Below are 12,293 nucleotides of genomic sequence, written 5' to 3' on the forward strand. Positions count from 1 at the left end.
ATCCTTTCTGATGGTCAAAAAATTGATAATCATAAATTCACGGCTAAAATGGAAAAGAAACTCAGACGTGAGCAACGTAAGTTGTCAAAGCGTGCTTTGTTAGCTAAAAAGAGGGGTGTCAACCTCTTTGAAGCAAAGAACTATCAAAAACAAAAACGAAAAGTAGCGCGATTACATGAAAAATCAATGAACCAACATACTGATTTCTTGAATAAGTTAAGTACAGAAATTATCAAAAATCACGATATCATCTGTATTGAAGACTTAAACACAAAAGGTATGTTACGTAATCATAAATTGGCAAAAAGTATTTCTGATGTCTCTTGGTCTCGTTTTGTGACGCAATTACAATATAAGGCTGATTGGTACGGACGGAAAATCATTAAGATAGATAAATGGTTTCCATCTAGTCAAATCTGTTCAAAATGTGGGCACAAAGATGGCAAGAAATCTCTTGAAATCCGAGAATGGACTTGTCCTATTTGTCGTACACATCATGATCGAGATATCAACGCTAGTAGAAATATATTGAACGAAGGTCTAAGAATAATGGCATTCGCTTAAGTAACATCAAGAACCGTAGGAACTACGGGAATAGCTTGGTAAATAAGAGACACCGCTGTTAGTGAAGAAATAAACTATCAAGTACGCTCTATTCCCAAGAAGCTCCCGCTTCAAGCGTTAAAAACTCAATGTTTAGCTAAGTGGTGAGTAGTTCACAAGAGATAGACTCTGTAGAAACGTTAAAGGCACTTATTGCAGATAGTTACGAACTCACAAAGTAATATATGTTGCTCAAGCATGTTTACTAATGAATAGGTTATTTTTAGCTTAAAAAGTTTTTGTCATTGACAGTAGCAACGTTTCAGTCTAAACTAATATTTATTCCGATTAAAAAACTAAGAATAGAGGTACATGGTAATGAAAAGAATTATATTTTTAATGGTTGCCTTTGCGATTGTACTTGCTGCATGTGGTAATGGCAGTGACTCTAAAGACAGTAGCAGTAAGAAAGATGATAAAACGATTGTGGTTGGGACAGAAGGAACATATGCACCTTTCACTTTCCACGATAAAAATGACAAGTTAACAGGTTACGATGTTGAAGTAACAAAAGCAGTTGCAAAAGAAATGGGTTATGACGTTGAGTTCAAAGAAACACAATGGGATTCAATGTTTGCTGGTTTAGATGCTGGTCGTTTTGATGTCGTTGCAAACCAAGTAGGTATCAACGATGAAAGAAAAGCGAAGTACAAGTTTTCTGATCCGTACACTTATTCTAATGGTGTATTAGTTGTAAGTGAAGACAATAATGAAATTAAGTCATTTGACGATGTAAAAGGTAAAAAACTTGCGCAAACCTTAACGTCAAACTATGGTAAATTGGCACAGTCTAAAGGTGCAGTTATTACTAAAGTAGATGGTTTCAACCAAGCGATGGATTTATTACAATCTAACCGTGTTGAAGGGACATTTAATGACAACATTTCGTATTTAGACTATAAAAAACAAAAACCTAACGCTAAGATTAAAGCGATTGAAGGCGATGCAGAACAAAGTCAATCAGCATTTGCTTTCAGTAAAAAAACAGATGACAAAGTCGTTGAAGATTTCAACAAAGGCTTGAAAAAATTAAAAGATAATGGCGAGTTAGAAAAAATTAGTAAGAAATGGTTTGGAGAAAATGTTTCAGAACCTAAATGATGAACAGCTTCATGCATTAAATGCTGCGAAACAAGCATTTTTACCTATGCTCGAAGGTTTAATTAAATATTCAATACCAATAACATTGGTTACTTTTGTTATTGGTTTAATTTTAGCTTTACTTACTGCTTTGATGCGTATTTCCAGTAGCAAAGTATTAAGAGGAATTGCACGTTTTTACGTTTCAATCATTCGTGGGACACCGATGATTGTACAGTTATTCATTATCTTTTACGGTATTCCTGAGATAGGTAGATTAGCAACAGGCAATGCAGACAATCAACTTACGTTATCGCCGGTTGTCGCTGCGATTATTGGGCTGTCACTAAATGTGGGGGCCTATGCTTCTGAAATTTTAAGAGGGGGCATTATGTCGATCCCTAAAGGACAGACTGAAGCGGCATATTCAATTGGTATGAGTTACAAACAAACGATTCAACGTATCATTCTGCCACAAGCGATTAGAGTGTCTGTGCCAGCTTTAGGAAATACATTCTTAAGCTTAATTAAAGATACGTCATTGCTTGGCTTTATCTTAGTCGCTGAAATGTTTAGAAAAGCGCAAGAAGTCGCTTCAACAAGCTATGAATTTTTAACGATTTATTTATTAGTTGCATTGTTGTACTGGATTACATGTTTCATCATATCAGTGGCTCAATCATACTATGAATCATATATTGAAAGAGGGTATCGCTCATGATTGAACTTCAAAATATTAAAAAGTCTTTTAATGATAAAGAAGTGATTAAAGGGGTTAATCTTTCAGTAGCACAAGGTGAAGTGATTACTTTAATCGGTCGATCTGGTTCGGGTAAAACGACTTTGTTGAGAATGATAAATGCTTTAGAGATACCGACAGAGGGTGCTGTGTATGTGAACGGTGAAACGTACACAGCCGATGATAAAAAATCGCAAATTAAAGTGAGAAAACAGTCAGGTATGGTGTTTCAAAGCTATAATTTATTTCCACATAAAACAGCTATTGAAAATGTCATGGAAGGTTTAGTCACTGTTAAAAAAGTGAAAAAGCAACAAGCCTATGATGAAGCGTTACAGTTGTTGAAGAAAGTTGGATTAGAAAGTGTGAAAGACCAAAGACCACACGCATTATCTGGGGGTCAACAACAACGTGTTGCGATTGCACGTGCGTTGGCAATGAATCCGAAAGTCATGCTTTTTGATGAACCAACGTCCGCATTAGACCCTGAATTAGTGAATGATGTTTTAGCTGTTATTAAAGATCTTGCGAACGAGGGAATGACGATGGTCATTGTGACACATGAGATGCGTTTTGCACGTGAAGTGTCAGACAGAATTATTTTTATTCACGATGGTTTAATTGGCGAAGAAGGACAACCTGAAACATTGTTTACAGCGCCAAAAACAGAGCCATTGAAAAAGTTTTTAAATGTCATAGAAGTATAGGGACAAATAGTTATATCAAGTGGTGTATTCGCTTGGTATAGCTATTTTTTTGTTGTCCTAATGTGGTATTACTATTTTTTAGGAGGAATTTAAAAGAATTACCATACCTTCCGACAATTTTATTTATCGACCTAAAATTCATTTTATGTAACACTATTATTACTACATAATCAAAATATGGGTGGCGATTGAATTGATTAAGATCGGAGAAAACTATCACTTAAAAGATGGGGGCAGCATTGTTATTAAAAATATAATAAGTGATTATGAAAGTGGTCGTCAGTTTGCTGTAATAACTAAAGCGAATGAAGAATATGTGTATGATTTGGAAAATTTAAGAAAGCATATCGAAGTTGAACGCAAAGTTGGTAAAAAGAAAACAGTAAAAGACAAAGTGAATCTCTATCGTTCATATTTTCGTGGTAACAATGATATAGTGGCTACAAGTTTTAAAACAAATGAAGGAAAAATGGTATATTATCCGTGGTGTCATATAAGAAAGAAGTTGCCATGCCCAAAAGTGAATAAAGCACAGTTTCAATGTTCAATGTGTAAGGTACACAGTTTTCAAAAAATGACAGATGAAGTGATATATCATCATTTACGTGGCTACAATCATTATAGGAAAGAGGTAATGTATGGTCTCTACCCAATTATTGAAAATGATAAGACGTATTTATTAGCGTTTGATTTTGATAAAAAGAATTGGCAAAAAGAGACAATAGTTGTAGCAAAAATTGTCGAACAGTTAGGAATGGACTACTTAATAGAAATATCACAATCAGGAAAAGGTGCACACGTATGGTTATTTTTTGAAGATAAAATTTTAGCAAAAAAAGCGCGTCATTTAGGACATATTATATTAATGTTGGCAATGAAAGAGTATCCAGAGCTTAGTTTTGATTCTTTTGACCGGATGTTTCCTAGCCAAGATGTTATTGAAGAAGGTGGTTTCGGTAATTTAATTGCATTGCCATTACAAGGTAATAGAGTTATTAAAGGATTTAGTAGGTTTGTAGATGATGATTTAACAATAATAGACGATATTTGGGGAACGTTAGAAAGCACAACTAAAATATCAGAACAAATTGTTGATGAATTAATAAAGCAACATAGTCAAAATCTCCAAGTCGACTATTATAAAGCGGATTATCATGTAGATAAAGAGAATTCATTATTTGAAGAACAGCATTATGCATCAGAGAAGCCTATAGAAATGGAAGTGAATTCTGAAATATGTATAAAACTTAGTGAATTATCTAAAGAAGAAGTTGTGCAGTTAAAATATTTGGCCAGTTTTCAAAATGCTGAATATTTTAAAGCACGAAATCAAAGAAGAACGACTAAAAATATACCGAGAATTATTACCCTTTGCAATATAGATGATACATTTATTAAACTGCCTAGAGGTTTACTACAACAAGTTAAATTGTTATATCCAAATGCTAAAATTAATGATAAACGTGTTGAGGGGCATAAAATAGATGCTAAGTTTCTTGGCAAATTATATTGTAACCAAGAGACTGCTCTTGAGGCATTATCAATGCATGAAGACGGATTATTATGCGCTGGAACGGGTTTTGGAAAGACAATCGTAGCGAGTAAATTAATTGCTGATAAAAAATTAAGTACGCTTATATTAGTAAATAGTAAAAACTTAGCCCATCAATGGAAAGTACAATTGGAAAGCTTTATTGAACTTAATGATGAACCATTTATAGAGTATACACCAAAAGGTAGGGTTAAGAAAAAGGATAAAATTGGATTAATTTATGGTGGTAAGATTTCACGCAGTAAAAATATAGATATTGCTTTATTTCAAAGTATGTCTTCTATAAAAAACATGGATGAGATGCTTGATGATTACGGCTTAGTTATTGTTGATGAAGCACATCATGTTGCTGCAAAGACGTTTGAAGATGTAATGTCCAAAATAAGAAGTAAATATGTCTATGGCTTAACAGCTACACCTAAACGTGAAGATGGTCTAGAAAATATAATTTATCTTAGAATGGGATCAATTCGCCATGTTGTTCAAAAAGAAGTGCCCAAGCATATAACTCAGAAATTATACTTAAGGTTTACCTCTTTAGGAGAACATATAAGCAATATTCAGGAAAATTTGATTCATGATAACAATGAAATGATTGTAAATTCTGCGGATAGAAATCAATTGATTATCAATGATATAAACCAGGCAATTAATGAAAATCGTCATGTCATAGTGCTATCAAGATATGTTGAGCATATTGAGAAGTTAAAGAAAGCGTTTGATGCTCAGGTTGGGGACACACAGACATACATTTTAAACAGTCATATGAAAACGAGAGATCTAAAATCTGAAATGGCGTTATTAAAAAATGAAGGGAAGCCTTTTGTTCTTTTTACGACAGGTAGCTATGCAGGAGAAGGATTTGATTTACCAGCGCTGATACATTAATGCTCGTCATGCCAATTAAAGCAAGAGGTAGTATACAACAATATCTAGGTAGATTATTGCGAAACTTAAATGATAAAGAAGAATTACGTGTATATGATTACGTAGACTATGCGATTCCGATGTTTTATAAAATGTATTTAAAGCGTTTAAGAACGTATAAAAAATTAGGTTATTCTTTGGAAGAAAAAGAGCAATCTGATTTATATAAAAGTACTATTGTGGAAGGAAATCATTATTCATTACTCAATAAAGATTTAATGAATGCTGATGAGTTTGTAATGATGATGCCATATTTATCACACACCGAGATGGACCAACTGATTAATATCTCATTAAAATCAAAAGCGAAGAAATATATTTGTATTTCCAAAAAAGCAGCAAATATTATGAAAAATAGGTTACATGAGATAGAAGCATGTGGATTTCAAATCATAATTAACCAACAAGTCAATCAAAATATTATCATTATTGATAAAAAATTGGTGTGGACGATTCCTCTAGCTACAAAAGAGGATCATGTAAGTCAAATTTCTTTAAGGCTCTATAGTGAAGAAATTGCAGGTAGATTATTAAAATACGCTAAAGAAGTATAAGCATTTAAATTGCTGAACGATACTATGCATGGTTTAATAACTATTAACGTTAATGCGTTACTGAAAAATAAAGGTAAGGAGTGATGAACATGGAGCGTATTACGGACTATGAAACATTGACAACAAGGATGGCACAAGACAAGTTTGTGCTGTATGTGATGTCTGAGGGCTGCAGCGTTTGTCATGCAGATTTACCAAGAGTCACGCAATTGTTAGAAGATGGCGATGTACCGAGTGCGAAGATATATGTCAATGATATGCCTGAAGCAGCTGGGCAGTTATCATTGTTTACAGCACCGGTCGTCATTTTATTTGACCATGGCAGAGAGTTTCATCGCCAAGCACGAATTATTGATTTTGAAACGTTAGCATATCGTCTTGATCAATTGAAAATAGCCTAGAAAGCAAAACAGTCGTTCAATGGAGATGCGTTCCATAAGACGACTGTTTTGTTATATTAAATTGGGAAATGTAATGTGACGGTTGTACCCTTACCATATTCGCTGTCAATTGTAATATGGCCACCAATTTGATGGGCAAGTGTCTGTGCAATGTAAAGCCCCAGTCCGGAGCCTCCACGCTCATGATTGCGAGAGGCATCGACACGGAATGTACGTTCAAAGACGCGTTTTAAATATTTGGATTCAATGCCAGTGCCTTGATCACTGACCGAAATCGCCAATTCTTTTGTGCTTTCTTGTGTTATGCGCACAGTAATCGGTGTGCCTGCTTGCGAAAATTTCAAAGCATTGTCTAAGAAGTTCGAAACGATTCGCTCGATAGCGACTTTATCTTGTACAAAACGTGGAATCTCTTCATCGACCTCAACGTTGAGTGTACGCTGTTCTTGTTCGAGTTGTTGTTGGTATGCGTCAAGTATGGCAATTAATAGTTGATCAACTTGAAGCGGTACTTTGTCTTGTGCATGTGTTGTAGCGCTGACCATTGTTGTTAAGTCGTCGAACATATGACTCAGTCTGTCCGCTTGATTAATGAGCACTTTGTATGCGTGTTGATGTGATTCCTCACTATCAATAATGCCATCTCTTAACGCCTCAGAGTATGACTTAATGCTTGCGAGAGGTGTTTTTAAGTCATGTGCCAAGTTTTGTACCATGTACATTTTTTCGGCTTCTTCATCTTTAATCTGTGCCATTTGTTGTTCTACGCGGGCGACCATGATTTTAAATGAGTCATTAAGTTCTTTTACTTCTAATGGTGATGCAATATCCAGTTGATCAATGTCAAAGTCACCCTCGGATACTTTTTGTGTTTCGCGATTCAAACGTTCAATTTTATGAATCGTTGGCACTGAAAACGTCATCGCAATCATCATCGTCATCATGCTTGAAATAAGCGAGAAAAGTGTGAGCGTCAATGTCTGTTGCCCATCAAACCACATCATCTTATATAAAATAAATAAAAAGAGTGTTGTAATGGTGATGGAAGTGACAAAAGATATTAAAAGTTGTTTACGTATTGTCATCTAATGCCTCCTCTGGAACTTGTAGCCGAGTCCCCAAACAGTTGTAATTGCATAGTCTTCATAGTTGTGTTGCTCGAGTTTTTCACGCAGACGATGTACATGTACGTTCAGTGTGTTCATATCTTCGTAGTAATCGTAGCCCCATACTTGTTCGAGTAGATCGGTTTTTGATAGGGCGACGTTTTCATGTGTCGCGAAATACCACAATAACTCAAATTCTTTCACTCTCAAGCTAACCGTTTCGTCATGAATTGTGACCGTTTTTGTTAAGTTGTCCAAGGTAAGTGTACCGAACGATACGGTATCCTGTACTTCTGGACTGTGGTTGACACGTTTTAAAATATTTTTCGCACGTATAACAAGTTCGCGTGGACTAAATGGTTTTTTAACGTAGTCGTCTGCGCCTAACATTAATCCGTAAATGGCGTCAGATTCTGTTGTTTTGGCAGTGAGATAAATATACGGAATATCTAAGTTTCGAGCGTGCATTTCTTTAACAACTGCATAGCCGTCTTTCTCAGGCATCATAATATCTAAAATAATGAGGTCAATTGTTGGATCTAACAAATCCAATGCTTCTTGTCCGTTTGCAGCTGTTGAAACTTGATAACCTTCAAATTCAAAGTATGTTTTGCAGATGTCACGAATATCGGGTTCATCATCCACTATGAGTATGTGTTCCATTTGCATCATTCCCTAGCTTTTTTCTTTTAAAGAACTGTAATGTATTAAGTGACGCCAAAGTATTTTTGTTCATTAATAATATTATAAAGAAAAAGAGCTGTAATGGATACGTAAAAATCATATCTGCTAAAATATAATTCAACATGACGAATGCACCGAAGAAGCTAGCAGTATATGATAAAATACCTAAAATTAAACCAAGACCTATCGCAATTTCTCCAAGTGGAATGAGCCATTGGAAAAGATCAGTTTGACTATTTACGAAAGTACTAAAAAATGTTTTGTACCAGTTAGGCACGTCGGAACTATTTTGAACAGCTGGAATTAACCCATTAATTGCAAAACCACCTGTCAATTTTTCAAAACCTTGCATAATCATGACGATACCAGCGCCCATTCTAATCAGTAAAATAATAATTTTCCATAGCATATTCATATTTTTCTCTCCTTTGCTAGTGATAAAAAACGAGATAGAACTCTTTAGTAGCAGAATTCTATCTCACTGAATGCGTTCATACTTTGGGAGCGGGACAGAAAGCTCATTTTTGTTAAAAGCTTTCGTCGTCCCGCCCCGGCAAGGGTGACTAGAAGTGAAAAAAGTTTATTAAAACGCATTTTCACTTCAGACACCTACTGCCATTTACAGCTATTTACTCTCTTATTTAAGGAAAGTCCTCGCTATGTCTCAGCCCCTTATTTCAACATTGCGTTACCGAATACAACGTGTGCTTTGTCACAGTAGATTGTAACTGTATCGTAGTCTTCAACTTTTGCACCTTTTAAGTCAAAAGTTTGTTCTTTTTCATCGTATTTGACTTTGTCGAGTTTCATACCTTTTTCAACATCGCCACCTTTAGTTAAGTACACGTGTAAGTCTGGTCCTTTGTCTGATTTAAAGTCAGTAAGCATTAATTTGCCATCTTTAATCGTTGCTTTACCTTCAACCATTTGTTTGTTTTCGCCTTTGAACATGCCTTCTTTCATCATCATGCTCTTGTCGTCCATTTTACTCTTATCATCCATCTTGCTTTCCATCATTTTGTCATCTTTCTTCATTTCTGATTCGTCGTTCATGTTACCGCATGCACCTAAAAGTAATGAACCTGCAACTGTTGTAGATAATAATAAAGTTTTGATTTTCATGTTAATTTCCCACTTTCGTTTTGTTTTTTGTGATTGTTTTGACACTCTTAATACTACAGGTCATAAATCTTAATTCACATTAACTATGGGTTAACAATTCTTAACTAATTCTTAAAAGCAATAAAAATTGAAATAAAGCAAAAAATTTTACATTATTTTAAATTAGGCATATGATAAGGGACAACCAAAAGATAAAGGAAGTAATTGAAATGACAGACAATCAATTAAGTAAGCAACCTGTACGAGATAGAGCGGAGAATAATGCATATTTTCCATCTGAGTACTCACTTTCACAATATACTGCACCTAAAACGGATTTTGATGGTGTTGAACATAAAGACGCATATACAGAAGGAAAATGGAAAGTTTTAGTTATTGCGGCTGATGAAAGATATTTGATGTTGCAAAACGATAAGATGTTTTCAACGGGGAATCATCCTGTAGAGACGTTATTGCCTTTACATCATATGATAGAAGCGGGCTTTGACATTGAAGTGGCAACGCTATCGGGGAATCCTGCGAAATTAGAATATTGGGCCATGCCGACTGAAGATGAAGCGGTTATGGGTACTTATGAAAAGTTAAAAGCACAGCTTCAATCACCTAAAAAATTATCCGATGTTGTAGCAAACGAATTAGGCGCGGATTCTGATTATTTATCGGTTTTTATTCCGGGTGGCCATGCCGCACTTATCGGTTTACCGGACAGTGAAGATGTTCAAAAAACATTGGATTGGGCGTTGGGAAATGAGCGTTTTATTGTTACGTTATGTCATGGACCCGCAGCGTTACTAGCAGCATCATTAAATCGCGAGCACTCACCACTTGCTGGTTATGAGATTTGTGTATTCCCGGATGCATTGGATGAAGGAGCGAATATTGATATTGGTTATTTACCGGGGCGTTTGCCATGGTTATTAGCAGAACGTTTAACAGAAGATGGCTTGAAAGTTGTAAATGATACGATGTCTGGTCAAGTGTTAAAGGATAGAAACGTATTGACGGGTGACAGTCCTTTAGCATCGAATGCACTTGGAAAATTAGCAGTAAATGAAATGTTGGCATATATTAATCAATAAGATAGTTAAACTAAAAGCAGGTGATGTTTACAGCATTGCCTGTTTTTTATTACTTTAATTTGTGTTTCTATACAATTTTTGCATAGATATGTTTAGTATGTTAATAGGTGGGTAAATGATAGGAGCTTACCATTTTAACCAATATTACTATTTTTAAAAATTAAGTTTTTTATTCGTGTAATGTGGGTATATGGAATGTGAGACAAAAGAACAACCAAATAGGAGGTGTGCGTACGGTGAGACGACTTAAAAATTTCTTTTTGGGATTGTTAATGGTTGTCGTTGTAGGTTTTCTGTTATTTATGTACATTGATTACCGACCAATCACACAATACCAAAATTATTTCTATCAATATAACTGGTTTGAACCGTTATTGATCGGCTTATCTGCGTTTTTAATTTTACTAGGTTTTATTTTATTCTTCAGTGCATTTAAACCAATGCACCGTAAACCGGGGCTATACAAAGACTATCAAGATGGACATATTTATATTTCACGTAAATCACTTGAGAATACAGCGTTGGACACTCTTAAAAAGTACGATGATATTCGCCAACCGAATGTGGTAGCGAAACTTTACAACAAAAAGAATAATAATTTTGTTGATATTAAAGCAGACTTTCTCGTACCAACAACAGCAGTGAATATCCAAACGTTGACTGAACAAGTAAGAGCAGATATTAAAGAAAATGTTGAACGTTTTTCAGAAATGCCTGTACGAAAATTAGAAATCAATGTTCGTGACCAGCGTCAAAGCGGCGATCCACGTGTTGTGTAAAGGAGGGGTCCTATGGCTAATCAAAACCAAAATGGTCAAGGTGAACAAGTAACGAGTGAACAAGTCATTGCCATGTTGAGTAATTACAAGTGGCGTATCATCGGGTTCTTCTTCTTCCTTATCATCGCGATCTTGTTTTTAACACTTGGCTTTTGGAAAACAATTTTAATTGTCGTTTTATGTTTAATCGGTGTCGGTGTTGGGTATATTAAAGACCGAACACAAGATTTCTTAAATTTACTGAATCGATTAAGCTAATATTACAAGAAGCAGCAGATTTTAAGAACAGTGTATTTAACAATATTTTAAAATAAAAGGAGTTTTTAATTATGACAGTAGATAACAACAAAGCAAAAGAAGCATACAATAACAAAACAGGTGTAAACGAAAAAGAACAACAGCAACGTCAAGAAAACCAACCACAATTCTCTAACAGCTTAACATTCTCTGATGAAGTTGTTGAAAAAATCGCTGGTATCGCAGCTCGCGAAGTAAAAGGTATTTTAGATATGAAAGGCGGCTTCGTTGACAGCATTAGCGGTTCATTCACAAGCGGTAACAACGTAACACAAGGTGTATCAGCTGAAGTTGGCGAAAAACAAGCAGCAATCGACTTAAAAGTTGTTTTAGAATACGGTGAATCAGCACCAAAAATCTTCCGTAAAGTAACTGAACTTATTAAAGAACAAGTGAAACACATGACTGGTTTAGAGGTTGTTGAAGTGAACATGCAAGTTGACGATGTAATGACTCGTAAAGAATGGCAACAAAAAAACGAAAAAAACAGCAATAACGACCAAAAAGGTTTACAATAAGCCATTTGCTGAAATGACGAAGAACTGAGTACTTTAAAGTGGACCCCATGTCAAGGACACTTAAAAAAAAGACCATTAACTAAATAATTAACTCCCACTATGATGGTGTCATAGGAGGAGTTAAGGCAATGTGAGCCTGTACTCA

General features: G+C 35.2%; 15 protein-coding genes. 11 read left to right on the forward strand and 4 right to left on the reverse strand.

All coding sequences use genetic code 11. The features are described from left to right. The 7 genes from TP70_RS08120 to TP70_RS08150 form a co-directional block, all read left to right on the forward strand. Positions 1-564: RNA-guided endonuclease TnpB family protein (locus TP70_RS08120; protein WP_044360880.1), on the forward strand; the 564-nt coding region annotated here is incomplete at its 5' end. Positions 565-921: 357 nt separating this feature from the next. After that, the gene (locus tag TP70_RS08125; protein ID WP_044360881.1) at positions 922-1,704 is read left to right on the forward strand and encodes an amino acid ABC transporter substrate-binding protein; all 783 of its coding nucleotides are present in this window, start codon (positions 922-924) and stop codon (positions 1,702-1,704) included. Beyond that, positions 1,685-2,404, forward strand: a complete 720-nt coding sequence (locus TP70_RS08130; RefSeq protein ID WP_044360882.1) for an amino acid ABC transporter permease — start codon at positions 1,685-1,687, stop codon at positions 2,402-2,404. Before TP70_RS08125 ends, TP70_RS08130 begins: the two co-directional genes overlap by 20 nt. Beyond that, complete coding sequence (locus tag TP70_RS08135; RefSeq protein WP_044360883.1) at positions 2,401-3,129, forward strand: amino acid ABC transporter ATP-binding protein; 729 nt, start codon at positions 2,401-2,403, stop codon at positions 3,127-3,129. The genes TP70_RS08130 and TP70_RS08135 overlap by 4 nt, the downstream gene beginning before the upstream one ends. A 193-nt stretch (positions 3,130-3,322) precedes the next feature. Beyond that, complete coding sequence (locus tag TP70_RS08140; RefSeq protein WP_044360885.1) at positions 3,323-5,569, forward strand: TOTE conflict system archaeo-eukaryotic primase domain-containing protein; 2,247 nt, start codon at positions 3,323-3,325, stop codon at positions 5,567-5,569. Positions 5,570-5,577: 8 nt separating this feature from the next. Then, a complete protein-coding gene (locus TP70_RS08145) occupies positions 5,578-6,162 on the forward strand; it encodes a DEAD/DEAH box helicase (RefSeq protein WP_142382307.1) in 585 nt (194 codons plus the stop codon). 89 nt (positions 6,163-6,251) lie between these two features. Continuing rightward, positions 6,252-6,563 carry a thioredoxin family protein gene (locus tag TP70_RS08150; RefSeq protein ID WP_044360890.1) on the forward strand — a complete coding sequence of 104 codons (312 nt, stop codon included), beginning with the start codon at positions 6,252-6,254 and terminating at the stop codon, positions 6,561-6,563. A 56-nt stretch (positions 6,564-6,619) separates the two neighbouring features. Here the strand turns inward: TP70_RS08150 and TP70_RS08155 are convergent, their stop codons facing one another. From TP70_RS08155 to TP70_RS08170, 4 genes are all read right to left on the reverse strand, one after another. Continuing rightward, on the reverse strand, positions 6,620-7,648 hold the full coding sequence (locus TP70_RS08155; protein WP_044360891.1) for a sensor histidine kinase: 1,029 nt from the start codon (positions 7,646-7,648) through the stop codon (positions 6,620-6,622). Next, on the reverse strand, positions 7,649-8,332 hold the full coding sequence (locus TP70_RS08160; RefSeq protein ID WP_044360893.1) for a response regulator transcription factor: 684 nt from the start codon (positions 8,330-8,332) through the stop codon (positions 7,649-7,651). Further along, a complete protein-coding gene (locus tag TP70_RS08165) occupies positions 8,307-8,768 on the reverse strand; it encodes a DoxX family membrane protein (protein WP_044360894.1) in 462 nt (153 codons plus the stop codon). Before TP70_RS08165 ends, TP70_RS08160 begins: the two co-directional genes overlap by 26 nt. 257 nt (positions 8,769-9,025) lie before the next feature. After that, positions 9,026-9,475, reverse strand: a complete 450-nt coding sequence (locus tag TP70_RS08170) for a DM13 domain-containing protein (protein ID WP_044360896.1) — start codon at positions 9,473-9,475, stop codon at positions 9,026-9,028. Positions 9,476-9,684: 209 nt separating this feature from the next. Here TP70_RS08170 and hchA point away from each other — a divergent pair, with 209 nt between their 5' ends. The 4 genes from hchA to TP70_RS08190 all read left to right on the forward strand — a co-directional run bounded on the left by hchA (position 9,685) and on the right by TP70_RS08190 (position 12,148). Further along, a complete protein-coding gene (hchA, locus tag TP70_RS08175) occupies positions 9,685-10,554 on the forward strand; it encodes a glyoxalase III HchA (RefSeq protein ID WP_044360898.1) in 870 nt (289 codons plus the stop codon). Positions 10,555-10,790: 236 nt separating this feature from the next. Continuing rightward, on the forward strand, positions 10,791-11,333 hold the full coding sequence (gene amaP / locus TP70_RS08180) for an alkaline shock response membrane anchor protein AmaP (RefSeq protein WP_044360899.1): 543 nt from the start codon (positions 10,791-10,793) through the stop codon (positions 11,331-11,333). Positions 11,334-11,345: 12 nt separating this feature from the next. Then, on the forward strand, positions 11,346-11,591 hold the full coding sequence (locus TP70_RS08185) for a DUF2273 domain-containing protein (RefSeq protein WP_044360901.1): 246 nt from the start codon (positions 11,346-11,348) through the stop codon (positions 11,589-11,591). 71 nt (positions 11,592-11,662) lie between these two features. After that, entirely contained in the window at positions 11,663-12,148 is a 486-nt protein-coding gene (locus TP70_RS08190) for an Asp23/Gls24 family envelope stress response protein (protein WP_044360902.1), read from the forward strand. Positions 12,149-12,293 lie beyond the last annotated feature (145 nt).

The organism is Staphylococcus microti, from assembly GCF_000934465.1.
GTDB classification, from domain to species: domain Bacteria; phylum Bacillota; class Bacilli; order Staphylococcales; family Staphylococcaceae; genus Staphylococcus; species Staphylococcus microti.

Bases quoted from the DNA above. Each gene is read 5' to 3' on its own strand.
- TP70_RS08125 (WP_044360881.1), top strand. From the start codon at position 922: ATGAAAAGAATTATATTTTTAATGGTTGCCTTTGCGATTGTACTTGCT.
- TP70_RS08130 (WP_044360882.1), top strand. From the start codon at position 1,685: ATGTTTCAGAACCTAAATGATGAACAGCTTCATGCATTAAATGCTGCG.
- TP70_RS08135 (WP_044360883.1), top strand. From the start codon at position 2,401: ATGATTGAACTTCAAAATATTAAAAAGTCTTTTAATGATAAAGAAGTG.
- TP70_RS08145 (WP_142382307.1), top strand. From the start codon at position 5,578: ATGCCAATTAAAGCAAGAGGTAGTATACAACAATATCTAGGTAGATTA.
- TP70_RS08150 (WP_044360890.1), top strand. From the start codon at position 6,252: ATGGAGCGTATTACGGACTATGAAACATTGACAACAAGGATGGCACAA.
- TP70_RS08155 (WP_044360891.1), bottom strand. From the start codon at position 7,648: ATGACAATACGTAAACAACTTTTAATATCTTTTGTCACTTCCATCACC.
- TP70_RS08160 (WP_044360893.1), bottom strand. From the start codon at position 8,332: ATGGAACACATACTCATAGTGGATGATGAACCCGATATTCGTGACATC.
- TP70_RS08165 (WP_044360894.1), bottom strand. From the start codon at position 8,768: ATGAATATGCTATGGAAAATTATTATTTTACTGATTAGAATGGGCGCT.
- TP70_RS08170 (WP_044360896.1), bottom strand. From the start codon at position 9,475: ATGAAAATCAAAACTTTATTATTATCTACAACAGTTGCAGGTTCATTA.
- hchA (WP_044360898.1), top strand. From the start codon at position 9,685: ATGACAGACAATCAATTAAGTAAGCAACCTGTACGAGATAGAGCGGAG.
- TP70_RS08185 (WP_044360901.1), top strand. From the start codon at position 11,346: ATGGCTAATCAAAACCAAAATGGTCAAGGTGAACAAGTAACGAGTGAA.
- TP70_RS08190 (WP_044360902.1), top strand. From the start codon at position 11,663: ATGACAGTAGATAACAACAAAGCAAAAGAAGCATACAATAACAAAACA.